General features: G+C 64.0%; 23 protein-coding genes. 7 read left to right on the top strand and 16 right to left on the bottom strand.

Going from position 1 to position 25,062, the window contains the following annotated elements:
* The 14 genes from lpxB to rpsB all read right to left on the bottom strand — a co-directional run bounded on the left by lpxB (window position 1) and on the right by rpsB (window position 13,914).
* A complete protein-coding gene (lpxB, locus tag L6D75_RS18645) occupies window positions 1–1,128 on the bottom strand; it encodes a lipid-A-disaccharide synthase (protein WP_176513514.1) in 1,128 nt (375 codons plus the stop codon).
* Between the two features lies 1 nt (window position 1,129).
* Window positions 1,130–1,906: an acyl-ACP--UDP-N-acetylglucosamine O-acyltransferase gene (gene lpxA, locus L6D75_RS18640; protein WP_176513516.1), complete on the bottom strand. Its 777-nt coding sequence runs from the start codon at window positions 1,904–1,906 to the stop codon at window positions 1,130–1,132.
* A complete protein-coding gene (fabZ, locus tag L6D75_RS18635; RefSeq protein ID WP_016392301.1) occupies window positions 1,903–2,343 on the bottom strand; it encodes a 3-hydroxyacyl-ACP dehydratase FabZ in 441 nt (146 codons plus the stop codon). The genes lpxA and fabZ overlap by 4 nt, the downstream gene beginning before the upstream one ends.
* Window positions 2,344–2,457: 114 nt before the next feature.
* A complete protein-coding gene (lpxD, locus tag L6D75_RS18630; protein WP_176513518.1) occupies window positions 2,458–3,513 on the bottom strand; it encodes a UDP-3-O-(3-hydroxymyristoyl)glucosamine N-acyltransferase in 1,056 nt (351 codons plus the stop codon).
* A 1-nt stretch (window position 3,514) separates the two neighbouring features.
* Window positions 3,515–4,018 (bottom strand): OmpH/Skp family outer membrane protein, encoded by a 504-nt coding sequence (locus L6D75_RS18625; protein WP_008094900.1) that lies wholly within the window; start codon window positions 4,016–4,018, stop codon window positions 3,515–3,517.
* Window positions 4,019–4,062: 44 nt separating this feature from the next.
* Window positions 4,063–6,411, bottom strand: coding sequence for an outer membrane protein assembly factor BamA (bamA, locus tag L6D75_RS18620; protein WP_176513520.1), 2,349 nt, complete (start codon window positions 6,409–6,411; stop codon window positions 4,063–4,065).
* Between the two features lie 71 nt (window positions 6,412–6,482).
* On the bottom strand, window positions 6,483–7,835 hold the full coding sequence (gene rseP / locus L6D75_RS18615; protein WP_176513523.1) for an RIP metalloprotease RseP: 1,353 nt from the start codon (window positions 7,833–7,835) through the stop codon (window positions 6,483–6,485).
* Window positions 7,836–7,877: 42 nt separating this feature from the next.
* Entirely contained in the window at window positions 7,878–9,068 is a 1,191-nt protein-coding gene (gene ispC / locus L6D75_RS18610) for a 1-deoxy-D-xylulose-5-phosphate reductoisomerase (RefSeq protein ID WP_176513525.1), read from the bottom strand.
* Window positions 9,065–9,880 (bottom strand): phosphatidate cytidylyltransferase, encoded by an 816-nt coding sequence (locus L6D75_RS18605; RefSeq protein ID WP_176513527.1) that lies wholly within the window; start codon window positions 9,878–9,880, stop codon window positions 9,065–9,067. The genes ispC and L6D75_RS18605 overlap by 4 nt, the downstream gene beginning before the upstream one ends.
* Window positions 9,880–10,635 carry a polyprenyl diphosphate synthase gene (uppS, locus tag L6D75_RS18600; RefSeq protein WP_176513529.1) on the bottom strand — a complete coding sequence of 252 codons (756 nt, stop codon included), beginning with the start codon at window positions 10,633–10,635 and terminating at the stop codon, window positions 9,880–9,882. Before uppS ends, L6D75_RS18605 begins: the two co-directional genes overlap by 1 nt.
* Before the next feature lie 15 nt (window positions 10,636–10,650).
* On the bottom strand, window positions 10,651–11,208 hold the full coding sequence (frr, locus tag L6D75_RS18595) for a ribosome recycling factor (protein ID WP_176513530.1): 558 nt from the start codon (window positions 11,206–11,208) through the stop codon (window positions 10,651–10,653).
* Window positions 11,205–11,948, bottom strand: coding sequence for a UMP kinase (gene pyrH / locus L6D75_RS18590; protein ID WP_027920035.1), 744 nt, complete (start codon window positions 11,946–11,948; stop codon window positions 11,205–11,207). The genes frr and pyrH overlap by 4 nt, the downstream gene beginning before the upstream one ends.
* Before the next feature lie 179 nt (window positions 11,949–12,127).
* Window positions 12,128–12,991, bottom strand: a complete 864-nt coding sequence (tsf, locus tag L6D75_RS18585) for a translation elongation factor Ts (protein ID WP_134825640.1) — start codon at window positions 12,989–12,991, stop codon at window positions 12,128–12,130.
* A gap of 185 nt (window positions 12,992–13,176) precedes the next feature.
* Window positions 13,177–13,914: a 30S ribosomal protein S2 gene (gene rpsB / locus L6D75_RS18580; protein ID WP_176513532.1), complete on the bottom strand. Its 738-nt coding sequence runs from the start codon at window positions 13,912–13,914 to the stop codon at window positions 13,177–13,179.
* 358 nt (window positions 13,915–14,272) lie between these two features.
* On the opposite strand from rpsB, the gene map reads away from it, so the two are divergent.
* Genes map through dapC form a run of 3 tightly spaced genes read left to right on the top strand, consistent with a single transcriptional unit; the run spans window position 14,273 to window position 19,032 of the window.
* Complete coding sequence (gene map, locus L6D75_RS18575; protein ID WP_176513535.1) at window positions 14,273–15,055, top strand: type I methionyl aminopeptidase; 783 nt, start codon at window positions 14,273–14,275, stop codon at window positions 15,053–15,055.
* A gap of 39 nt (window positions 15,056–15,094) precedes the next feature.
* Window positions 15,095–17,797 (top strand): [protein-PII] uridylyltransferase, encoded by a 2,703-nt coding sequence (locus L6D75_RS18570; RefSeq protein ID WP_176513537.1) that lies wholly within the window; start codon window positions 15,095–15,097, stop codon window positions 17,795–17,797.
* 38 nt (window positions 17,798–17,835) lie between these two features.
* On the top strand, window positions 17,836–19,032 hold the full coding sequence (dapC, locus tag L6D75_RS18565; RefSeq protein WP_176513539.1) for a succinyldiaminopimelate transaminase: 1,197 nt from the start codon (window positions 17,836–17,838) through the stop codon (window positions 19,030–19,032).
* 121 nt (window positions 19,033–19,153) lie between these two features.
* Here the strand turns inward: dapC and L6D75_RS18560 are convergent, their stop codons facing one another.
* The gene (locus L6D75_RS18560) at window positions 19,154–20,800 is read right to left on the bottom strand and encodes a Na+/H+ antiporter (RefSeq protein ID WP_176513541.1); all 1,647 of its coding nucleotides are present in this window, start codon (window positions 20,798–20,800) and stop codon (window positions 19,154–19,156) included.
* A 249-nt stretch (window positions 20,801–21,049) separates the two neighbouring features.
* Between L6D75_RS18560 and L6D75_RS18555 the strand changes: the two genes are divergently transcribed.
* From L6D75_RS18555 to L6D75_RS18540, 4 genes are all read left to right on the top strand, one after another.
* The gene (locus L6D75_RS18555) at window positions 21,050–21,397 is read left to right on the top strand and encodes an ArsC family reductase (RefSeq protein ID WP_075043977.1); all 348 of its coding nucleotides are present in this window, start codon (window positions 21,050–21,052) and stop codon (window positions 21,395–21,397) included.
* Between the two features lie 42 nt (window positions 21,398–21,439).
* Window positions 21,440–22,474: a 2,3,4,5-tetrahydropyridine-2,6-dicarboxylate N-succinyltransferase gene (dapD, locus tag L6D75_RS18550; RefSeq protein WP_176513543.1), complete on the top strand. Its 1,035-nt coding sequence runs from the start codon at window positions 21,440–21,442 to the stop codon at window positions 22,472–22,474.
* Between the two features lie 82 nt (window positions 22,475–22,556).
* A complete protein-coding gene (locus L6D75_RS18545) occupies window positions 22,557–23,762 on the top strand; it encodes a cysteine desulfurase (protein ID WP_176513545.1) in 1,206 nt (401 codons plus the stop codon).
* Complete coding sequence (locus L6D75_RS18540; protein ID WP_176513547.1) at window positions 23,759–24,172, top strand: SufE family protein; 414 nt, start codon at window positions 23,759–23,761, stop codon at window positions 24,170–24,172. Before L6D75_RS18545 ends, L6D75_RS18540 begins: the two co-directional genes overlap by 4 nt.
* A gap of 67 nt (window positions 24,173–24,239) precedes the next feature.
* Here the strand turns inward: L6D75_RS18540 and tcdA are convergent, their stop codons facing one another.
* The gene (gene tcdA, locus L6D75_RS18535) at window positions 24,240–25,049 is read right to left on the bottom strand and encodes a tRNA cyclic N6-threonylcarbamoyladenosine(37) synthase TcdA (protein ID WP_176513549.1); all 810 of its coding nucleotides are present in this window, start codon (window positions 25,047–25,049) and stop codon (window positions 24,240–24,242) included.
* Between the last annotated feature and the right edge of the window lie 13 nt (window positions 25,050–25,062).

Here is a 25,062-nt window from a genome sequence, read left to right as displayed (position 1 = left end):
TCAGCGAGCCTTGAGCAAAGCCAGCACCGCATCCGCCGCCTGGTTGGAGGCGTCGCGGCGCAAGGTGCGGTGAATCTCGTCGAAGCGCTCGGTCTGCTGGCTGCCATCGGCCACCAACGGCGCCAGGGCCGTGGCCAGGGCTTCGCTGGTGGCGGCATCCTGCAGCAGCTCGGGTACCAGTTCGCGCTGGGCGAGCAAGTTCGGCAACGACACGTAGGGGCTTTTTACCAGGCGCTTGAGAATCCAGTAGGTCAGCGGCGCCAGGCGATAGGCGACGACCATCGGCCGCTTGTACAGCAGCGCTTCCAGGGTCGCGGTACCCGAGGCAATCAGCACCGCATCGCAGGCTGCCAGCGCCTGGTGCGACTGGCCATCGAGCAGGGTCAACGGCAATTGGCGGCCTGCCAGCATCTGCTCGATCTGCTCGCGCCGCGCGGCATTGGCGCAAGGCAGCACGAAGCGCACACCCGGCACCTGCTCGCACAGGCGCTGGGCGGCATCGAGGAACAAAGCCCCCAGGCGCCCCACCTCGCCCCCGCGGCTTCCGGGCATCAATGCCACCAACGGGCCTTCAGCCAGGCCCAGGGCCTGGCGCGCCGCCTGACGGTCGGCATCCAGCGGGATGGTATCGGCCAGCGGATGGCCGACGAAGCGCACGGGTACGCCCTGCTCCTCGTAGAAGCGCGCCTCGAACGGCAGCAAGGTCAGCATCAGGTCGCAACCTTCACGGATCTTCAGCACGCGCTTCTGCCGCCAGGCCCAGACCGACGGGCTGACGTAGTGCACGGTCTTGATCCCGACCTGGCGCAGTTTCAATTCGATGTTGAGGGTGAAATCGGGGGCGTCGATGCCGATGAACACATCGGGCTTTTCGGCGATCAGCGTCTGAATCAACTGCTTGCGCCGCTTGAGCAGCTCGCGCAGGCGCCCCAGCACCTCGACCAGGCCCATGACCGCGAGGCGTTCCATGGGGAAGTAAGACTGCAGGCCTTCGGCTTCCATCAACGGGCCGCCGACGCCGATAAACCGTACATCGGGATGGCGCGCCTTGAGGGCGCGCATCAAGCCAGAACCCAGAATATCGCCGCTGGCCTCACCCGCAACCAGGGCTACGCAAAGCTGCGCCATGTCAGCGGGTGATGCCGCGGGCGGAGTTCACGATCGACTGGCGGAACAGATCGACCTCGGGGTGCTTGACGCTCAGTTCGTCCAGCTCCTTGATCGCCTCTTCGACGGTCAGGCCCTGGCGGTAGACGATCTTGTAGGAGCGGCGCAGGGCGTGAATCACTTCGTCGCTGAAACCGCGGCGGCGCATGCCTTCGAAGTTCATGCTGCGGGCTTCGGCGGGGCTGCCGAAGACGGTGACGAAGGCCGGCACGTCCTTGCCGATCGCCGTACCCATGCCGGAAAACGCATGCGCGCCGATATGGCAGTACTGGTGCACCAGGGTGAAGCCGGACAGGATCGCCCAGTCACCGACATGCACATGGCCGGCAAGCGCGGTGTTGTTGACCAGGATGCAATGATTGCCGATCACGCTGTCATGGCCGATGTGGGCGTAGGCCATGATCAGGTTGTGGTCACCCAGGGTGGTTTCGTAACGGTCCTGGACCGTGCCACGGTGAATGGTCACACCTTCGCGAATCACATTGTGATCGCCGATCACCAGGCGAGTCGGCTCCCCCTTGTACTTGAGGTCCGGGGTGTCTTCGCCAATCGAGGAAAACTGGTAGATGCGGTTGTGCTTGCCAATGCGCGTCGGGCCCTTGAGCACCACGTGCGGGCCGATGACCGTGCCTTCGCCGATTTCCACATCAGGCCCGACAATCGACCACGGGCCAACCTCGACACCCGCGGCCAGCTTGGCCGAGGGGTCGATGATCGCCCGTGGGTCAATCGAACTCATAGGGAGCGTTCCGCACAGGTGATTTCTGCCGAGCAGACCGGCTTGCCGTCGACCAGGGCGCGGCACTCGAACTTCCAGATCATGCTCTTGCGGCTGAGGAACTTGGCTTCCAGCACCAGCTGGTCGCCCGGCAGCACCGGCTGGCGGAAGCGCAGCTTGTCGGAGCCGACGAAGTAGTACAGGGTGCCATCGGCGGGCTTGGTATCAAGCATCTTGAAACCAAGGATGCCGGCCGCCTGGGCCATCGCTTCGATGATCAGCACGCCCGGCATGATCGGGTGCGCTGGGAAGTGGCCATTGAAGAACGGCTCGTTGATGCTGACATTCTTGTAGGCACGAATGCTCTGGGCCTCGAAATCCAGGTCCGTCACGCGATCCACCAGCAGGAACGGGTAACGGTGAGGCAGGTATTCGCGAATCTCGTTGATGTCCATCATTTCGGGGGGAAGCCTGTAATAAGAATAGGGAGCGCAGGTGCTGACCGCACGCTCCTTTTGCAATCCAAAGAGGAGCCAGCTAGCGACTGTTCACTCTTGCTCAGGAAAATGGTATCAGCCTTCTGATGTCGGCTGGCCACCTGAGGTCACGGTATCGACACGTTTTTCCAGCTGCTGGAGACGCTTGGACATGTCGTCCAGCTGGCGGATACGCGCGGCGCTCTTGCGCCAGTCAGCCAGGGGCTGCATGGCAGTACCGGAAGAGTAGGCACCCGGTTCGGTGATCGAACGGGTCACCATGGTCATCCCGGACACGAATACGTTGTCGCACACCTCGATGTGGCCGACCATACCGACGCCGCCGGCGATGGTACAGTGCTTGCCGATGCGCGTGCTGCCGGAGATCCCGACGCAGGCAGCCATCGCCGTGTGCTCACCGATCTGAACGTTGTGGGCGATCTGGATCTGGTTGTCGAGCTTGACCCCATCGGCGATCCGCGTGTCGGACAGCGCGCCGCGGTCAACGGCGGTGTTCACGCCGATTTCAACGTCATCACCGATGGTGACGCCGCCAATCTGGGCGATCTTGCGCCAAACGCCCTTCTCGTTGGCAAAGCCGAAGCCCTCGCCACCGATTACAGCGCCCGACTGGATGACCACACGCTTGCCGATGGTCACGTCGTGGTACAGCGTGACCCGTGGCGCCAGCCAGCCGCCCTCGCCGACCACGCAGCGGGCACCGATCACGCAATGCGCACCGATGCTGACGTTGGCGCCAATGCACGCACCGCTCTCGATGACCGCGAACGGCCCGATGCTGGCGCTGGCATCCACCTGGGCATCCTCGGCAACCACGGCGCTGGGATGAATACCCGCCTCAGCCTTGGGCTTGGGATCGAACAGGTGGGAAATGCGCGCGTACGCCAGGTACGGGTCGGGCACGATCAGGGCATTGCCGGCAAAACCTTCGGCGTCCGCAGCCTTGAGCAGCACCGCGGCAGCCTGGCTGTTGTCCAGGAATTTGCGGTACTGCGGGTTGGCCAGGAAGCTCAGTTGGCCGGGGCCAGCCTCCTGCAAGGTGGCCAGCCCGGTGATCTGCAGCGCCTCAGGGCCTTGGAGTGTGGCCCCGAGGGCCTCGGCCAGCTGGCCGAGCGTCATGGTCACGGTCATATCAACGGGCTTGGTTCATGCGCTCGATGACTTGGCGGGTGATGTCGTACTGAGGTTTGACATCGATGACCGCACCGCGCTCGAGAACCAGGTCGTAACCGCCCTTCTTGATCACTTCCTCGACAGCGCCATCGAGCTTGGGCTTGAGCTGCTTGAGCATGTCGCGGTCGGCAACAGCCTTGGCTTCGTTCAGCTCCTTGGACTGGAACTGGAAGTCACGGGCTTTCTGCTTGAATTCGAGCTCCAGGCGCTCACGCTCAGGCTGCGCCATTTTGTCGCCGCCTTTGATCAAACGGTCCTGGATGCCTTTGGCGCTGCTTTCCAGGCTCTTGAGCTTGGTCAGCTGCGGGCCGAACTTCTTCTCGGCATCGACCGCGTACTTCTTGGCGGCATCGGATTCGAGCAGGGCCATCTGATAGTTCAGCACGGCAACCTTCATTTCGGCGAAAGCCGGGGTGGCGACCAGCGCCGCGGCCAGTACGGCCAGTTGAGTCAACTTACGCACGATGCACTCCTGGATAAACCGTTGTCGTTAAGCAAGGGCCGACCTTAGAAGGTCTGGCCCAGAGAGAATTGGAACACCTGGGTATCGGCATCGTCCGGCTTCTTCACCGGCATCGCCAGGCTGAAGCTCAACGGGCCCAGGGCCGTGATCCAGGTAACGCCCAGGCCAACGGAGCTGGCCATGCCCGAGAAGCCGACCTTTTCGCAATCCGGCTTGCTGCCGCAGTTGGTGTCGAACACGTTACCCACATCCCAGAACACGGAGGTGCGCAGCGAACGCTGGTCCTTGACGAACGGCAGCGGGAACAGCAGCTCGACGCCACCTTGCACCAGCACATTGCCACCGAACGGCAGCGGATCCTGGTCCGGGTCAGCAATGGTGCCTGGGTTCTTGCCGGTACTTGGCGTACTGCGTGGGCCCAGGCTGCTGTCCTTGAAGCCACGGACGGAGTTGAAGCCACCCGCGTAGTAGTTCTCGTAGAACGGCAGGCCGGAAGTACCACCGAAACCATCACCATAGCCCAGTTCCGTGTGCAGGCGCAGGGTGTAGTTGTTGGTGATCGGCTTGAACAGCTGGCCACGGTAGTCGAGCTTGTAGAACGACAGGTCGCTGCCCGGGATGGTCGATTCCAGGGTCAGGCTCTGGGAGTGGCCACGGGTCGCCAGCACGCCTTTGTTCAGGGTCGATTCGGACCAGCCGATCGAAGCCTTGAAGTTCAGGAAGTTGTCGCCTTCTTCCTTGAGGAAGTCGAAGATCTCGTCAACGGTGTACTTGCCGGTCTTGATCTTGTCCTGCTGCACGCTCAGGCCGTAGGTCAGGCGCGAAGTTTCGCTGATCGGGTAGCCCAGGCTGACGCCCGCGCCGTAGCTGTCGACCGCGTAGCTTGCCACGTCGACATCGAGGTCGTCGTAGTCGGTGCTGCGGTAGAAGGCGTTGTAACCCAGGCTCACGCCGTCGGCAGTGAAGTAGGGATCGACGTAACCGAAGTTGTAGCGGGTCTGGTACTCGGAACGGGTCAGGCCGATGGACACCTTGTTACCGGTACCCAGGAAGTTGCTCTGGCTGATCGAACCACCGAGGATCAGGCCGGCGCTCTGGGCGAAACCGACGCTGGCGGTGATCGAGCCGGAAGCCTGCTCTTCGACGCTGTAGTTGACGTCGACCTGGTCGTCGGTGCCTGGCACCGGCGGGGTCTCGACGTTGACTTCCTTGAAGAAGCCCAGGCGCTCGAGGCGAGTCTTGGACTGGTCGATCAGGTAGGTCGAAGCCCAGCCGCCTTCCATCTGACGCATCTCGCGACGCAGCACTTCGTCTTCGGTCTTGGTGTTGCCACGGTAGTTGATGCGGTTGACGTAGGCACGCTTGCCCGGGTCGACCACGAACATGATGTCGACGGTGTGGTCCTGGTCGTTCGGCTGTGGCACGCCGTTGACGTTGGCGAAGGTGTAGCCCTCGTTACCCAGGCGACGGGTGATCAGCTCGGACGTGGTGGTCATCACCTTGCGCGAGAATACCTGGCCCGGCTGCACCAGCAGCAGCGACTTGACCTGGTCTTCCGGCACCTTGAGGTCACCGGAGAGCTTCACGTCGCGGACGGTGTATTTCTCGCCTTCGTTGACGTTGACGGTGATGTAGACATGCTTCTTGTCCGGGGTGATCGACACCTGGGTAGAGGCGATGTCCATGTTGATGTAGCCGCGGTCCAGGTAGTAGGAACGCAGGCGCTCCAGGTCACCGGAGAGTTTCTCGCGGGCATACTTGTCGTCGTTCTTGAAGAACGACAGCCAGTTGGTGGTCTTCAGTTCGAACAGCTGCGACAGCTCTTCATCGTCGAACACGGTGTTGCCGACGATGTTGATGTGCTGGATGGCCGCGACCGTGCCTTCGTTGATCTTGATCTTCAGCGCGACGCGGTTGCGCGGCTGCGGCACCACTTCGGCGTCGACTTCGGCCGAGTAGCGGCCCTGGGCCACGTACTGGCGCTGCAGCTCGTTACGCACGCCTTCAAGGGTGGCACGCTGGAAGATTTCGCCTTCGGCCAGGCCCGATTGCTTCAGGCCCTTCATCAGGTCTTCGGTGCTGATCGCCTTGTTGCCTTCGATCTCGATGCTCGACACCGACGGGCGCTCGACCACGTTGATGATCAGGACATTGCCGTCGCGGTTCAGCTGGATGTCCTGGAAGAAGCCGGTCTTGAACAGCGAGCGGGTCGATTCCACCAGGCGGCGGTCATCGGCCTGGTCGCCGACGTTGAGCGGCAAGGCACCGAAGACGCTGCCGGCGGATACCCGCTGCAGGCCGTTGACACGAATATCGGAGATGGTGAAGGACTCGGCGTGAACTTCAGCGATCATCAGTGCGGAGAGGACCGCAGTTAGCAGCAGACGTTTCATGAAGTCCTTTTATTCCAACTGGCAATAAACAACCTGCCGCGAAGTGGCGGCAGGTTCGCAATGCGAAGCTTTTATAGTCGACCCAGATCGTTGATCAGGGCGAGCAACATCACCCCTACGACCAAACTGATACCGATCTGGACCCCCCAACCTTGCACCCGATCGGACAGCGGACGACCGCGCGCCCACTCGACCAGGTAAAACAGCAAATGCCCCCCATCCAGTACGGGAATGGGCAGCAGGTTAAGAACCCCCAGGCTTATGCTCAGGTAGGCCAGGAAATTCAGGAAATCCCCCACGCCGGACTGGGCTGAAGCGCCCGCCACTTTAGCAATGGTTATCGGTCCGCTCAAGTTTTTTACCGAGAGCTCCCCGAACAGCATTTTCTTCAGCGATTCGAGGGTCAGCACACTCATGTTCCAGGTGCGCGACAGTCCCTCGCCCACGGCCTCCAGCGGGCCGTAGCTGACTTCGCGGAGCATGCTGGCTGGCCATTCGCCGCCTTTCACGCCCGCACCCAGGTAGCCGCCCGAGGCCTTGCCCTCACCCTTGCGGGCCAGGGTTACCGGCACTTCCAGGGCCGCGCCGTCACGCTCGACGCGCAGCATGACCTTGGCCTCGGGGCGAGCGCGCACGCTGTCGACCAGCTGCTGCCAGTCCTTGAGCGCCACACCATCGAGGGCCAGCAGGCGGTCGCCGGTTTTCAGGCCAGCCGCCGCGGCTGGGCCCTTGGCATCGATCTCGGCCAGCACCGGCTCAAGCGCCGGGCGCCAAGGGCGCAGCCCAAGAGACTGGATCGGGTCGGGCTCGTCGGCACCCTTGAGCCAGCTGTCGAGCTTTATCTGCAGCTGGCGCTCGGCGCTGGCGCCTTCGTCACGCACGCCAACCTGCAGCGTGCCGCTCTCGCCCAGGCGCCGGACCAGTTGCAGGTTGACCGCAGACCAACCGCTGGTCGGTTTGCCATCGACCGAGACAATTTCCTGGCCCGCCATCAGCCCGACGGAAGCCGCCAAGCTGTCCGGCTCGACAGCCCCGATCACCGGGCGAATCTGCTGGGTACCCAGCATCGCCAGGATCCAGAAGAACACGATGGCCAGGAGGAAGTTGGCAATGGGGCCGGCCGCCACGATGGCGATTCGCTGGCGCACCGATTTGCGATTGAACGACTGCTCCACCAGCGCCGGCGGCACTTCGCCTTCGCGCTCGTCGAGCATTTTCACGTAGCCGCCCAAAGGGATCGCCGCCACCACGAACTCGGTGCCCTGGCGGTCATGCCAGCGCAGCAGTGGCGTACCAAAACCCACGGAAAAACGCAGTACCTTCACGCCACAGCGGCGAGCGACCCAGAAGTGGCCGAATTCGTGGAACGTGACCAGTACACCCAGGGCCACCAGGGTGCCGATAATCATGTAGAGCGCAGTCATGTCTATCTCCGAATGACGTTCAGCCAAACCCTGGGCAGGGTGTCAGCGGCCGTGGCGGCGAAGCCACTCGCGGGCCAGTTCGCGGGCGCGCTGGTCGGCGGCAAACACCGCATCCAGCGAGGGCAGCGGCACCACAGGCTCCTGGTCGAGCACCTGTTCGATCATACCCGCGATCTCCGGGAAGCGGATACGCCGCTCGAGAAATGCCTCGACCGCCACCTCGTTGGCAGCGTTGAGCACCGCCGGGGCACTGTTGCCCGCCTCGGCGGCCTGGCGTGCCAGGCGCAGGCACGGGAAGCGCTGCTCGTCGGGCGCCTGGAAGTCCAGGCGGGCGATGGCGAACAGATCGAGCGGGGCGACCCCCGAATCGATCCGCTCGGGCCAGGCCAGGGCGTTGGCGATGGGGGTGCGCATGTCCGGGTTGCCCAACTGGGCCAGCACCGAACCGTCGACGTAATCGACCAGCGAATGGATCACGCTCTGCGGGTGCACCACCACTTCGACCTTGGCCGGCGCCGCATCGAACAGCCAGCAGGCCTCGATCAGCTCCAGGCCCTTGTTCATCATGCTCGCCGAATCCACCGAGATCTTGCGGCCCATGGACCAGTTCGGGTGCGCACAGGCCTGCTCGGGCGTGACATCGGCCAGTGCCGCCTGCGGCGTTTCACGGAACGGCCCGCCCGAGGCGGTCAGCAGGATGCGGCGCACCCCCACCTGGCTCAGGCCACGGCCGTAATCGCCCGGCAGGCACTGGAAGATCGCGTTGTGCTCGCTGTCGATCGGCAGCAGCACCGCGCCGCTCTGGCGCACGGCGTCCATGAACAGCGCGCCGGACATCACCAGCGCTTCCTTGTTGGCCAGCAGCACCTTCTTGCCGGCCTGCACGGCCGCCAGGGTCGGGCGCAAGCCCGCGGCGCCGACGATGGCGGCCATCACGGCATCCACCTCGGGCGCCGCGGCGACTTCACAGAGGCCCGCCTCCCCTTCCAACACTTGGGTGGCGCAAGCGGCCGCCGCAAGGCCTTCACGCAGGCGCAAAGCCGCCTCGGCGCTGGGCACCACGGCAAAGGCAGGACGATGGCGCAAGCACAGGGCCAACAGCTCATCGACGCGCGAATAACCGCTCAGGGCGAACACCTGGTAGCGCTCGGGGTGACGCGCAATGACATCCAGGGTGCTCAGGCCGATCGAACCGGTCGCCCCGAGTACGGTAATGCGCTGCAGTGCACTCACATCACACCCCATTCGGCCGCCCACAACAGCACCGCGAACAGCGGGATGGCCGCCGTCAGGCTGTCGATGCGGTCGAGCACGCCGCCGTGGCCCGGCAGCAGGTTGCTGCTGTCCTTGATCCCGGAGCGGCGCTTGAACATGCTCTCGGTCAGGTCACCGACCACCGACGCCATGACCACCAGCGCAGCGCCCAGCAGCCCCAGCAGGATCTGCCCGACACCCCAGTCACGGCTGATGCCGACCACCAGGGTAATCACCAGGCTGACCGCAAGGCCGCCATACACGCCTTCCCAGCTCTTGCCCGGGCTGACCAGCGGCGCCAGCTTGCGCTTGCCGAAGGCCCGGCCGGAGAAATAGGCACCGATATCGGCGGCCCATACCAGCACCATGACCGACAGGATCAACCAGTTGCCCAGCTGCCAGTGCTTGAGCAGGATCAGCCCTTGCCAGGCCGGCAGCAGGATCAGCAGCCCGATCAGCAGCCGGCAGGCGGCGCTGGCCCAGAGTTCGCTACTGCGCGGGTAGGTGAGTACCAGCCAAGTTGCCAGCCCCCACCAGATCACCGACGCACCGAGCACCCAGGGCGCCAGGTCGGGCATCAGATAGAGCAGCATCAGCGCCCCGGCGACCACGGCAGCGTAGGCGATGCGCAGCGGCTGGGCCATCAAGCCGGCCAGACGCGCCCACTCCCAGGCACCGAGGGTCACCACGAAGCCGATGAACAGGGCGAAATCCCCACCTTCGAGCAGGAAAAATCCACCCAGCGCGATCGGCAGCAGGATCAGCGCGGTAATGATGCGTTGTTTAAGCATTAAGCACGAGCTCCAGCCTCGACCTGCTCGCTGGTCTTACCAAAGCGGCGCTGGCGCGAAGCGAAATCGGCCAGGGCAGTGCGCATGGCCTCGTGTTTGAAGTCCGGCCAATACAGGTCGGAGAAGTACAGTTCGGCGTAGGCCAGCTGCCACAGCAGGAAGTTGCTGATGCGGTGCTCGCCACCGGTACGGATGCACAGGTCTGGCAACGGCAGCTCGCCCGTGGCCAGGCAGGTCTGCAGCAGGCCCGGGGTGATGTCGTCCGGGCGCAGATGGCCGGCCTGGACCTCACGCGCCAGACGCTGGGCAGCCTGGGCAATGTCCCACTGGCCACCATAATTGGCGGCGATCTGCAGGATGAAGCGATTATTGCCCGCGGTCAGCGCTTCGGCTTCGCGCATGGCGGCCTGCAGCTCCGGGTGAAAACGCGAACGGTCACCGATGATGCGCAGGCTGATGTTGTTCTCGTTGAGGCGCTTGGCCTCACGGCGCAGCGCCGAGAAGAACAGCTCCATCAACGCCCCGACCTCTTCGGCCGGGCGCTGCCAGTTCTCGCTGGAAAACGCGAACAGGGTCAGCACCTCGACGCCGGACTTGGCGCAGACTTCGATGACCGCACGCACGGCATCGACGCCGGCCTTGTGCCCGGCAACGCCGGGCAACAGGCGCTTCTTCGCCCAGCGATTGTTGCCATCCATGATGATCGCGACGTGACGCGGCACCGAAGAGGGTGCCGCCAGCTTGGTCTTTTCCATTAAAAAACCTCGGCCTTAGACGGCCAACAGGTCCTTTTCCTTGGCTTTGTACGCAGCGTCGACTTCGGCGACGAACTTGTCGGTCAGCTTCTGGATCTCGTCGGCAGCGCGACGCTCTTCGTCTTCGCTGATGGCCTTGTCCTTGGTCAGCTTCTTCAGCTCTGCCAGGGCATCACGGCGCACGTTGCGCACGGCAACCTTGGCATCTTCGCAAACGCCACTGGCCTGCTTGGTGTAGCCCTTGCGGGTTTCCTCGGTCAGGGCCGGCATCGGTACGCGGATGGTGGTACCGGCGCTGGACGGGTTCAGGCCGAGGTCGGAGGTCAGGATGGCCTTCTCGATGGCGGCGCTGAGGTTCTTGTCGTGGGCGACAATCTTCAGGGTCCGGGCATCTTCGACGGAAATAGCGGCCACCTGGTTCAGCGGCATCTCGCTACCCCAGGCGGTGACCTTGACGCTGTCCAGGATGCTTGGGTGGGCGCGACCGGTACGGATGGACGCCAGGTTGCGGCCCAGGGCCTCGATGGACTTGCCCATGCGGTCCTGGGCGTCTTTCTTGATGTCGTTGATCATTTTTGAACTTCCTCGATCAGGGTTCCTTCCGCGCCGCCATGCACGATGTTCAGCAGGGCGCCGGGTTTGTTCATGTTGAAGACGCGCAGCGGCATCTTGTGGTCGCGGCACAGACAGATTGCCGTCAGGTCCATCACGCCCAGCTTGCGATCCAGCACTTCATCGTAGGTAAGATGATCGAACTTCTCGGCATGCGGGTCCTTGAATGGATCTGCAGTGTATACACCATCGACCTTGGTTGCCTTCAATACCACGTCGGCATCGATTTCGATGGCGCGCAGGCAAGCGGCGGAGTCAGTGGTGAAGAACGGGTTGCCGGTACCGGCAGCGAAGATAACGACTTCCTTGGCGTTCAGGTGACGCATGGCTTTGCGGCGATCGTAGTGATCGGTCACGCCCACCATGGAAATGGCCGACATGACGATGGCGGTAATGTTTGCCCGCTCCAGCGCGTCGCGCATGGCCAGGCCATTCATTACGGTTGCCAGCATGCCCATGTGGTCGCCGGTGACGCGGTCCATGCCGGCTGCACTGAGCGCCGCACCACGGAACAGGTTGCCACCACCAATGACCAGGCCTACCTGGACGCCGATGCCGACCAGCTGGCCGACTTCCAGCGCCATGCGATCCAGGACCTTGGGGTCGATCCCGAACTCTTCCGAGCCCATCAGGGCCTCGCCGCTAAGTTTGAGTAGAATGCGTTTATAGCGAGCCTGATGACCACTGCCCTGCTGAGCCATTGCGAATCTCTCCTGCGGCGTTTGTAAAAAATTCTGGCGGGCTGCTTGAGCCTGCATGTAACTCTAACGTGACGCAGCAACTGCGTCAGCGAGCGACGGTCTGGTAAACCGCTCCCGCTTTGACAAAGAGGCTGCGCGCGTGAGCGGGCAGCCTCTTTGGGGCGACAGACGGGGCTGTCTTACTGCTTGGCAGCAGCTACCTGAGCGGCAACTTCAGCAGCGAAGTCGTCGACTGGCTTCTCGATGCCTTCGCCAACCTTGAAGTAGGTGAAGGAAACGATTTCAGCACCGGCTTTCTTGGCCAGTTCGCCAACTTTGACTTCCGGGTTCATCACGAAAGCTTGCTCTTTCAGCGACGCTTCGGCTTTGAACTTGGTGATACGACCGTTGATCATGTTCTCAACGATGTTTTCCGGCTTGCCGGCGATCTTGTCGGCGTTCAGCTGCAGGAAGACGTTCTTCTCGCGCTCGATGGCCTCGGCGGAGATTTCCGACGCGTCCAGGAACTCTGGGTTCGAAGCTGCAACGTGCATGGCGATGTTCTTGGCCAGGTCGACGTCGCCGCCTTTCAGAACCACGACAGCACCGATCTTGTTGCCGTGCAGGTAGGCGCCGACAACGTCGCCTTCAACGCGCGCCAGGCGACGGATGTTGACGTTTTCGCCGCACTTGGCAACCAGGGCTTCACGAGCCGCTTCACGCGAAGCGATCAGCGGAGCTGCGTCGGTCAGCTTCTGGGCGAAGGCTTCTTCGAGGCTTTCGGCGACGAAGTTCTTGAAGTCGTCTTGCAGGGCCAGGAAGTCGGTCTGCGAGTTCACTTCCAGCAGGACGGCGGATTTACCGTCGGCCTTGACCGCGATAGCGCCTTCAGCAGCGACGTTGCCAGCCTTTTTGGCGGCCTTGATGGCGCCCGAGGCACGCATGTCGTCAATGGCTTTCTCGATGTCGCCGCCGGCCTTTTCCAGGGCCTTCTTGCAATCCATCATGCCTTCGCCGGTACGCTCGCGCAGTTCTTTCACCAGCGCTGCAGTAATTGCTGCCATTTCAAAATCCTCTTGGAAAGTTTTTCAACCATTCCACCCGCTCGTCACGGGCGTTCAATTCTGCAAATCCGCTGTTTCTGATTCAGCCGGCCCATGATGCGGGGCGCATGCTGACAGCAGGATTTCAAGGTGGCAAAAAGGGGGCAAAGCCCCCTTTTCGCGTGCCAAGTAGACGCTAGCGCCTATTACTCAGCAGCTGGTGCAGCCGCTTCTTCAGCGTAGACTTCGGTGCCGCCGGCAACATTGTTGCGGCCGCGGATGACGGCGTCAGCCATCGAAGTCATGTACAGCTCGATAGCGCGAATGGCGTCATCGTTACCTGGGATAACGAAGTCAACGCCTTCTGGGCTGCTGTTGGTATCGACAACGCCGATGACCGGGATGCCCAGCTTGTTGGCTTCGGTGATGGCAATGCGCTCGTGGTCAACGTCGATCACGAACAGGGCATCAGGCAGGCCGCCCATGTCCTTGATACCACCCAGGCTGCGGTCCAGTTTTTCCAGATCGCGGGAACGCATCAGGGCTTCTTTCTTGGTCAACTTGGCGAAGGTGCCATCGTCGGCCTGGGTTTCCAGGTCGCGCAGACGCTTGATCGAAGCACGGATGGTCTTGTAGTTGGTCAGCATGCCGCCCAACCAACGGTGGTCAACGTATGGCGAACCGCAACGAGCAGCTTGCTCGGCGACGATCTTGCCGGCGGAACGCTTGGTGCCGACGAACAGGATCTTGTTCTTGCCCTGGGCCAGGCGCTCAACGAACGACAGAGCGTCGTTGAACATCGGCAGGGTTTTTTCCAGGTTGATGATGTGGATCTTGTTACGCGCGCCGAAAATGAACTTGCCCATTTTCGGGTTCCAGTAACGGGTCTGGTGGCCGAAGTGCACACCGGCCTTCAGCATATCGCGCATATTGACTTGGGACATGATAGTTCCTTGATAAGTCGGGTTGGGCCTCCACGTATCCCAATGACCAACCCATGCAGCCGAACCGCAGTTCGAAGTTGCCGGGCACCCAGGTCATCGTGTCGACACGTGTGTGGGTTTAAGGCTGACGGGGTCGTCCCCGAAAGCGGCGCATTTTATACCACAGACCGCGGGCGAACGGAACCCGGATAAAGGCACGTCCGTCAGCGGTTTTTGCAGCACCCCGGCAAACAGGCCAGAATGCCCTCTATAGACAGCAGCATGGCCGCCTTTATCCCGACAGAATGCCGCCCTGCTCTGCTAGAATCCGGCCTTTCCCGTTTGTTCGCGCCGTGCACGGCGCCGTAGAGAGCCTGTAATGACCGTCACCATCAAGACCGCAGAAGACATCGAGAAGATGCGCATCGCCGGCCGCCTGGCCGCCGAAGTGCTGGAGATGATCGAAGAACACGTCAAGCCCGGTGTCACCACCGAAGAACTCGACCGCATCTGCCACGACTACATCGTCAACGTCCAGCAGGCGATCCCGGCCCCGCTCAACTACAAGGGCTACCCCAAGTCGATCTGCACCTCGATCAACCATGTGGTCTGCCACGGCATCCCCAATGACAAGCCGCTCAAGGATGGCGACACGCTCAACATCGACATCACCGTGATCAAGGACGGCTACCACGGCGACACCAGCCGCATGTTCCACGTTGGCAGCGTGCCGGTATGGGCCGAGCGCCTGTCCAAGGTCACCCAGGAGTGCATGTACAAGGCCATCGAACTGGTCAAGCCGGGCTGCCGCCTGGGCGACATCGGCGAAGTGATCCAGAAGCATGCCGAAAAGAACGGCTTCTCGGTGGTGCGCGAGTTCTGCGGCCATGGCATCGGCAAGGTGTTCCATGAAGAGCCGCAGATCCTCCACTACGGCAAGGCCGGCACCGGCATGGAGCTCAAGGAAGGCATGACCTTCACCATCGAGCCGATGATCAACCAGGGCAAGGCCGACACCAAGGTGCTGGGCGACGGCTGGACCGCCATCACCAAGGACCGCAAGCTCTCCGCCCAGTGGGAACACACCCTGGTGGTGACCGCGACCGGCTACGAGATCTTCACCCTGCGCAAGGACGACACCATCCCGCGCACCTCGGCCTGATTACGCCAAGGGCTACCCCTACGACAGGAACGCGACGCGATGCCCCAGGTGGATCCCGAGCTGTTCGACCGCGGCCAGTTCCAGGCGGAACTGGCCCTCAAGGCGAGCCCCATCGCCGCCTTCAAGAAAGCCATCCGCCAGGCCGGCGAGGTGCTCGACAAGCGTTTTCGCGAAGGCCGCGAAATCCGCCGCCTGATCGAGGACCGCGCGTGGCTCGTCGACAACATCCTGCAACAGGCCTGGAAGCAGTTCGACTGGGGCGACCCTAGCGGTATCGCCCTGATCGCCGTGGGCGGCTACGGGCGCGGCGAACTGCACCCGCACTCGGACATCGACCTGCTGATCCTGCTGGGCGCCGCCGAGCATGAACAGTACCGCGATGCCATCGAGCGCTTTCTCACCCTGCTGTGGGACATCGGCCTGGAAGTCGGCCAGAGCGTGCGCACCGTCGATGAATGCGCCGAACAGGCGCGCGCCGACCTGACGGTCATCACCAACCTGATGGAAAGCCGCACCATCGCCGGCCCCGAGGCGTTGCGCCAGCGCATGCTGGACGTCACCAGCACCGCGCACATGTGGCCGAGCAAGGAATTCTTCCTGGCCAAGCGTGCCGAGCTCAAGGCCCGCCATCACAAGTACAACGACACCGAATACAACCTCGAACCCAACGTCAAGGGCTCGCCCGGCGGCCTGCGCGACATCCAGACGGTGCTTTGGGTGGCCCGCCGCCAGTACGGCACGCTGAACCTGCATGCACTGGCCGGCGAAGGGTTTCTGCTGGAAAGCGAAAACGAGCTGCTGGCCTCCTCCCAGGACTTCTTGTGGAAGGTGCGCTACGCCCTGCACATGCTGGCCGGGCGCGCCGAAGACCGCCTTTTGTTCGACCACCAGCGCAGCATCGCCGCGCTGCTCGGCTACAGCGACGAGAACCCCAAGCGCGCCATCGAGCAGTTCATGCAGCAGTACTACCGGGTGGTGATGAGCATCAGCCAGCTGTGCGACCTGATCATCCAGCACTTCGAGGAAGTCATCCTCGCCGATGACGACAGCGGCACCACCCAGCCGCTCAATGCCCGCTTCCGCCTGCACGACGGCTACATCGAAGCGGTCAGGCCCAACGTGTTCAAGCGCACCCCGTTCGCCATGCTGGAGATCTTCGTGCTGATGGCCCAGCACCCGGAGATCAAGGGCGTGCGCGCCGACACCGTGCGCCTGCTGCGCGAGCACCGGCACCTGATCGACGACACCTTCCGCAACGACATTCGCAACACCAGCCTGTTCATCGAGCTGTTCAAGTGCGAAATCGGCATCCACCGCAACCTGCGGCGGATGAACCGCTACGGCATCCTCGGGCGCTACCTGCCGGAGTTCGGCCTGATCGTCGGGCAGATGCAGCATGACCTGTTCCACATCTATACGGTCGATGCGCACACCCTCAACCTCATCAAGCACCTGCGCAAGCTGCAGTACACGCCGGTGTCCGAGAAATTCCCGCTGGCCAGCAAGCTCATGGGCCGCTTGCCCAAGCCCGAGCTGATCTACCTGGCCGGGCTGTACCACGACATCGGCAAGGGCCGCCAGGGCGACCACTCCGAGCTCGGCGCAGTGGATGCGCAGAAGTTCTGCGAACGCCACCAGTTGCCAGCCTGGGACAGCCGGCTGATCGTCTGGCTGGTGCAGAACCACCTGGTGATGTCGACCACCGCCCAGCGCAAGGACCTGTCCGACCCGCAGGTGATCAACGATTTCGCCCTGCACGTGGGCGACGAGACGCGCCTGGACTACCTGTATGTGCTGACCGTGGCCGACATCAACGCCACCAACCCCAGCCTGTGGAACTCCTGGCGGGCCAGCCTGCTGCGCCAGCTCTACACCGAGACCAAGCGTGCCCTGCGCCGCGGCCTGGAAAACCCGCTCGACCGTGAAGAGCAGATTCGCCAGACCCAGAGCGCGGCGCTGGACATCCTGATCCGCGAAGGCACCGACCCGGACGACGTCGAGCAGCTCTGGTCGCAACTGGGCGACGACTACTTCCTCAAGCACACCGCCGCCGACGTGGCCTGGCACAGTGACGCGATCCTCCAGCAGCCTGCCGATGGCGGCCCGCTGGTGCTGATCAAGGAAACCACCTCCCGCGAGTTCGAGGGCGGCACGCAGATCTTCATCTACGCCCCCGACCAGCACGACTTCTTCGCCGTGACCGTGGCGGCCATGTCGCAGCTCAACCTGAACATCCATGACGCGCGGATCATCACCTCGAGCAGCCAGTTCACCCTCGATACCTACATCGTGCTGGACAACGACGGCGGCTCGATCGGCGACAACCCGCAGCGGGTCAAGCAGATCCGCGACGGGCTCACCGAAGCGCTGCGCAACCCCGAGGACTACCCGACCATCATCCAGCGCCGGGTGCCGCGCCAGCTCAAGCACTTCAACTTCCCGCCGCAGGTGACCATCCTCAACGATGCCCAGCGGCCGGTGACCATCCTCGAAATCACCGCGCCGGACCGCCCCGGCCTGCTGGCGCGGCTCGGGCGCATCTTCCTGGAGTTCGACCTGTCGCTGCAGAACGCCAAGATCGCCACCCTCGGCGAGCGCGTCGAGGACGTGTTCTTCATCACCGACGCCGACAACCAGCCGCTGTCCGACCCGCAGCTGTGCAGCCGCCTGCAGGAAGCCATCGTGCAGCAGCTGCAGGCCGGCCAGGCCAGCGAGCCCAGCCCGACCCGCATGAACATTTAACGATTCAACGATAAGACGATTGACGAGACCTTGCGCCGATGAACCACGCCTTGACCCAGCTTCAGCCCTACCCGTTCGAGAAACTTCGCGCCCTGCTGGGCAGCGTGAAACCCGCGGCGGACAAGCGCGCCATTGCGCTTTCGATCGGTGAGCCCAAGCACGAATCGCCGGCCTTCGTCGCCAAGGCCATGGCCGACAACCTCGACAAGCTGGCGGTCTACCCCAGCACCCTGGGCCTGCCGGCCTTGCGCCAGGCCATCGGCCAGTGGTGCGAGCGGCGTTTCGGCGTGCCGGCCGGCTGGCTGGATGCCGACCGCCATATCCTGCCGGTCAACGGTACCCGTGAAGCGCTGTTCGCCTTCACCCAGGCCGTGGTCAACCGCGCCGATGATGGCCTGGTGGTCAGCCCCAACCCGTTCTACCAGATCTACGAAGGCGCAGCGCTGCTCGCCGGCGCCACCCCGCATTACCTGCCATGCCTGGAAAGCAACGGCTTCAACCCCGACTTCGATGCCGTGCCGGCCGAAGTCTGGCAGCGTTGCCAGGTCCTCTTCCTGTGCTCGCCAGGCAACCCCACCGGCGCACTGGTGCCGATGGACACCCTGAAAAAACTGATTGCCCTGGCCGACGAGCATGACTTCGTGATTGCCGCCGACGAGTGCTACAGCGAGCTGTACTTCGACGAAGACGCGCCACCGCCGGGCCTGCTCAGCGCCTGCGCGCAGCTTGGCCGCAGCGACTTCAAGCGTTGCGTGGTGTTCCACAGCCTGTCCAAGCGCTCCAACCTGCCAGGCCTGCGTTCGGGCTTCGTCGCCGGTGACGCCGAGATCATCAAGCCGTTCCTGCTGTACCGCACCTACCATGGCTGCGCGATGCCGGTGCAGACCCAGCTGGCCAGCGTCGCCGCCTGGCAGGACGAAGCCCATGTGCGCGCCAACCGCGACCAGTACCGGGCCAAGTACGATGCTGTGCTGGATATCCTGCAGCCGGTCATGGACGTGCAGCGGCCCGATGGCAGCTTCTACCTGTGGGCCAAGGTGCCGGGCTGCGACGCCGACTTCACTCGCGACCTGTTCGAGGCGCAGCATGTGACCGTGGTGCCGGGCTCGTACCTGTCGCGTGAGGTGGATGGTGTGAACCCAGGGGCCGGGCGCGTGCGCATGGCACTGGTTGCGCCACTGGCCGAGTGCATCGAGGCGGCAGAGCGGATTCGCGCGTTTCTGCAAAATCGCTGATTGAGTGGGGGCCGCTCTGCGGCCCAATCGCCGGCAAGCCGGCTCCTACAGGGGCTGCGCCGGGCTCAAACTTGTGGGAGCCGGCTTGCCGGCGATTGGGCTGCAAGGCAGCCCCAGGGTGCTACTTGACCGCCCCCAGGTTCGCCTCGCTCATATCCAGCTCCCCCAACACCTGCCGCACCACCTCATCACCCACCAGGTGCTGGCGATGCAGGTTGTACAGCTCCAGCCGCTGCGCGCGCAGCGCACGCAAACGCAAACGCCGCTCCAGCAAGTCCATCTGCTCGGCCAGCGCCCGCGCCTCGGCCGTGTCGTTGTAGCTGTTCAGCTCATCGCGATACTCGGCCATCAACCTGGCCTTGAGCTCGGTGGCCATGGTCGCCTGCGCCGCATCCTGCGGTGCGCTGGCGTCAATCACCTCTTCCGCCTCCAGGGCATGGATCGCCGCCTCGACCGTGCGCCGCCAGGCGTCCAGCACTTCCTGGTGCAACCGCTCGTCGGGCGTTCGGGTCACCCCGCGCAGCAGGAACGGCAGGGCAATGCAGGCACTGATCAGCGACAGCAGGATGACCCCGGCGGCGATGAAGATCAGCAAGTCCCGTTCGGGAAACGCCACGCCTGCACTGATCAGCAGCGGCACCGACATCACGCCGGCCAGGGTCACTGCCCCGCGCACGCCGCCCAAGGTCAGCAACCAGCATGAGCGCGCCGTCGGCATCAGCACCAGGGCCGGCTTGCCCCGCCACCGGCGCACCACGCCAATCGCGCGCCAGATGCTCTGCACCCAGATGAAGCGCAGCAGCACCAGCGCCGCGAAGATCGCCAGCACATCCAGGCAACGCCAGGCCAGGGTCGGCCATACAGTGGTTTCGTGGCTGACCACGGCCTTGATGATGTCCGGCAGTTGCAGGCCCAGCAGCAGGAAGATCAAGCCGTTGAACGCGAACTCCAACAGCGACCACACACTGCGGTTGAGCAGGCGGGTGCTGGTCTGCCGGGGCAGCAGGTCGAGCCAGCTCTGCATCATGCCGGCCGCCACCGCCGAAAGGATGCCGGAAACGCCCAGGCGCTCGGCCAGCACATAGGCGGCAAAGGGCAGCAGCAACATGAACACCACGTGGGTGGCCGGGTCATCCCAGCCACGGGCGATCATCCAGGCCCGCAAGCGGCCGATCAACCAGCTCAGGGCCACACCGACCGCCAGGCCACCCAGGGCCACCAGGACGAAACTGAAGCTGGCATCGGCCAGCGAAAAGGCCCCGGTGATCGCTGCGGCCAGGGCGAACTTGAAGGTCACCAGGCCCGAGGCGTCGTTCATCAGCGCCTCGCCCTGCAGCATGTGCATCAGCGGGGTCGGCAAGCGGTCCTGGGCAATGGCCGAAACCGCCACGGCGTCGGTCGGCGACAGTACTGCGGCCAGGGCGAAGGCCACCGGCAACGGGATGGTCGGCAGCAACCAGTGGATGAAGTAGCCGGCCCCAACCACGGTGAACAGCACCAGCCCCACGGCCAACGCCACCACCGGGCCACGGATGCGCCACAGCTCGCGCTTGGGCATGCGCCAGCCGTCGGCGAATAGCAGCGGCGGCAGGAACAGGAAGAGGAACAGCTCGGGGTCCAGGGCAACATGCAGGCCGAGGGTTGGCCACGCCAGCAAGGCACCGGCGCCAATCTGCACCAGGGGCAGCGGCAGCGGAATCACCCGCCCGACCAGTTTCGACACGCTTACCAGCGTCAGCAGGATGAGGACGGTATAGGCGGACTGCATCCGTGAAAGCTTCCTTTGTGAACCAAAAACTACAACAGGGCGAAACATCGCCATTGAAACAATATGTTAGCGGGGCCGGGCAATCTTGGGCCGCTGCACGATAGTCGCAGGTGGCAAATGAATATGTAACACGATGATACGTGTCTTGGGTTGCACACCCGTGGCGCCGCGAGGATCGTTCCCGCATAATCCCGCGACTGACTATCAGAAAGGGAGAAATTGGGGAAACCTTTGACCCCAATGTACACAATGACCTACACGCTCTACGGCATCAAAGCCTGTGACACCATGAAAAAGGCACGCACCTGGCTCGAAGACCAGGCCATCGCCTACGAATTCCACGATTACAAGACCCAAGGCATCGACCGCGACAGCCTGAACCGCTGGTGCGACGAACACGGCTGGGAAGTCATCCTCAACCGTGCCGGCACCACCTTCCGCAAGCTCGACGACGCCAGCAAGGCCGATCTCGACCAGGCCAAGGCCGTCGAACTGATGCTGGCCCAGCCGTCGATGATCAAGCGCCCGGTGCTCGACCTTGGCGCGCGCACCCTGGTGGGCTTCAAGCCCGACCTGTACGCCGCCGCCCTGGCCTGACCCGGTCACCGCTTCATACCCTATTTCGCACGAGGTAATCACATGTCCAATTCCCTGTTCAGCCTGGCCTTCGGCGTCGGCTCCCAGAACCGCCAGGGCACCTGGCTGGAAGTCTTCTACGCACAACCACTGCTCAACCCGAGCGCCGAACTGGTTGCCGCCGTGGCACCGATTCTCGGCTATGAAGGTGGCAACCAGGCCATTGCCTTCAGCAACGCCCAGGCCGCCCAGCTGGCCGAAGCCGTCAAAGGCGTCGACGCCGCCCAGGCCGCCCTGCTGACCCGCCTGGCCGAGAGCCACAAGCCGCTGGTCGCCACCCTGCTGGCCGAAGACGCGGCCCTGGCCTCCACCCCAGAGGCCTACCTCAAGCTGCACCTGCTGTCGCACCGCCTGGTCAAGCCGCACGGCCTGAGCCTGGCCGGCATCTTCCCACTGCTGCCGAACGTGGCCTGGACCAACCAGGGCGCCGTCGACCTGGGCGAGCTGGCCGAACTGCAACTCGAAGCACGCCTGAAGGGCGAGCTGCTGGAAGTGTTCTCGGTCGACAAGTTCCCGAAGATGACCGACTACGTGGTCCCGGCCGGCGTGCGTATCGCCGACACCGCCCGTGTGCGCCTGGGCGCCTACATCGGCGAAGGCACCACCATCATGCACGAAGGCTTCGTCAACTTTAACGCCGGCACCGAAGGCCCGGGCATGATCGAAGGCCGCGTCTCGGCGGGCGTGTTCGTCGGCAAGGGTTCGGACCTGGGCGGCGGCTGCTCGACCATGGGCACCCTGTCCGGCGGCGGCAACATCGTCATCAAGGTCGGCGAAGGCTGCCTGATCGGCGCCAACGCCGGCATCGGCATCCCGCTGGGCGATCGCAACACCGTCGAAGCTGGCCTGTACATCACTGCCGGCACCAAGGTGAACCTGCTCGACGAGAACAACCAGCTGGTCAAAGTGGTCAAGGCCCGCGACCTGGCCGGCCAGACCGACCTGCTGTTCCGCCGCAACTCGCTCAACGGCGCGGTGGAGTGCAAGACGCACAAGTCGGCGATCGAGCTGAACGAGGCGCTGCACGCCCACAACTGAGAACTCCCCACGGGTTCGAAGTGTTAAGATCGGGTCTGGCGCACTCACGCCAGACCCGATTTTCATTCCAGGCCCCGTGATCATGTTCCAGCCCTCCCCCTGGCGTGCCGATTTCCCCGCCATCGCCGCCCTGCAACGGCAGCACCAGACCTACCTGGACAGCGCCGCCACCACCCAGAAGCCCCAGGCCCTGCTCGATGCCCTGAGCCATTACTACGGGCATGGCGCGGCCAACGTGCACCGTGCCCAGCACCTGCCCGGCGCCCTCGCCACCCAGGCCTTCGAAGCCAGCCGGGACAAAGTTGCCGCCTGGCTCAATGCCGAGCAGTCGCAGCAGATCGTCTTCACCCACGGCGCCACCTCGGCCCTTAACCTGCTGGCCTACGGCCTGGAACACCGCTTCGAGGCGGGCGACGAGATCGTCATCAGCGCCCTGGAACACCACGCCAACCTGCTGCCCTGGCAACAACTGGCTCGGCGCCGCAACCTGCACCTTGTGGTACTGCCGCTGGACGCCCACGGCCGCATCGACCTGGAGCAGGCGCTGCAACTGATCGGCCCGCGCACGCGGCTGCTTGCCCTTGGCCAGCTGTCCAACGTGCTCGGCACCTGGCAGCCCTTGCCGGCGCTGCTGGCCCATGCCCGCGCCCAAGGTGCACTGACCGTGGTCGATGGCGCCCAGGGCGTGGTCCACGGCCGCCATGACGTGCAACAGCTGGGTTGCGACTTCTACGTGTTTTCCAGCCACAAGCTGTACGGGCCTGATGGCGTTGGTGTGCTGTACGGGCGCAGCGATGCGCTGGCGCTGCTGCGCCACTGGCAGTTCGGCGGCGAGATGGTGCAGCTGGCCGACTACCAGAGCGCCAGCTTCCGCCCGGCGCCACTGGGCTTCGAGGCAGGCACCCCGCCGATCGCCGGCGTTGTCGGCCTGGGCGCAACCCTGGATTACCTGGCCAGCCTCGACGCCCAGGCGGTCGAGGCCCATGAGGCGCACCTGCATCAAGGGCTGCTGCGCGGCCTTGCCGATCGCGAAGGCGTGCGCGTGCTCGGCACGCCGCAGGCGGCCTTGGCCAGTTTTGTCGTCGAAGGCGTGCACAACGCTGATATCGCTCATCTTTTGACTGAACAGGGCATTGCCGTGCGCGCCGGGCATCACTGCGCCATGCCGTTGCTCAAGGGCCTGGGGCTGGAGGGCGCGATTCGCGTGTCGTTGGCGCTGTACAACGACAGCGATGACCTGCAGCGCTTCTTCGATGCGCTCGACCAAGGCCTGGAGCTGTTGCGATGAGCTTGCCGGTAGAAGCCCACGAGGCCTTGCAGCGTTTCGAGCAGGCGCGCGGCTGGGAGCAGCGTGCGCGGTTGCTGATGCAGATGGGCGACACCCTGGCGCCGCTTGAGGAGGCCGAGAAATCCGAAGGCAACCGGGTGCATGGCTGTGAAAGCGTGGTGTGGCTGGTGGCCGAGCAGCGCGAGGGGCAATGGCGGTTCAAGGCCAGCAGCGATGCGCGGCTGTTGCGCGGGTTGCTGGCGTTGTTGCTGGTGCGCGTGCAGGGGTTGCCCAGCGCTGAACTGGCGGGGCTGGACCTGCAGGGCTGGTTCACCCAGCTGGGCCTTGAGCGTCAGCTGTCGCCGTCGCGCAGCAATGGGCTGCATGCGGTGCTGCAGCGGATGGCCGAACTGGCCCGAAATCCGCGCTGATGCATTCGCGGGGCGAGCCCGCTCCCACAAGTACCCCCACAGTTTTTTGTGGGCGGGGGCAAAACAGTTATTGCGCCTTGACCCGCTCCGAAGGCCGCCGCGCACCTGCCACCAACTTCTCCACCGCCTTGCTCGCCGCCACCATGCCAAAGGTCGCGGTCACCATCATCACCGCGCCAAAGCCGCCCGCGCAGTCCAGGCGCACACCTTCACCGACGAAGCTCTTCTGCAGGCAAACGCTGCCATCGCCCTTGGGATAACGCAGCTGCTCGCTGGAAAACACACAAGGCACGCCGTAGTTGCGGCTGACATTGCGCGAGAAGTTGTAGTCGCGGCGCAAGGTCGAGCGCACCCGCGAGGCCAGCGGGTCGTTGAAGGTCTTGTTGAGGTCGCCGATCTGGATCTGCGTCGGGTCGATCTGCCCGCCCGCACCGCCGGTGGTGACGATGGCGATCTTGCGCCGCCGGCACCAGGCGATCAGCGCGGCCTTGGCCATCACGCTGTCGATGCAGTCGATGACCGCATCGAGGTTTTCGCTGATGTATTCGGCCATGGTCTCGCGGGTGACGAAATCGGCCACCGCATGCACCGTGCACGCCGGGTTGATCGCCCGCAGGCGTTCGGCCATCACCTCGACCTTGGGCCGCCCGACCTGGCCCTCCAGGGCATGGGCCTGGCGGTTGGTGTTGCTGACACAGACGTCATCGAGGTCGAACAGGGTGATTTCGCCCACGCCACTGCGCGCCAGCGCTTCGGCCGCCCACGAGCCGACCCCGCCGATACCGACGACCGCCACGTGGGCCTGGCGCAGGCGCTGCAGGCCTTCGTCGCCGTAAAGCCGGGCGACGCCGGCGAAGCGTGGATCTTCTGTGCTCATGTTGCTACCCCGA

This window comes from Pseudomonas faucium (assembly GCF_021602585.1).
Lineage (GTDB): Bacteria > Pseudomonadota > Gammaproteobacteria > Pseudomonadales > Pseudomonadaceae > Aquipseudomonas > Aquipseudomonas faucium.
Note: the sequence above shows the minus strand (reverse complement) of the source record. Positions and strands in the feature narration are given on the sequence as shown.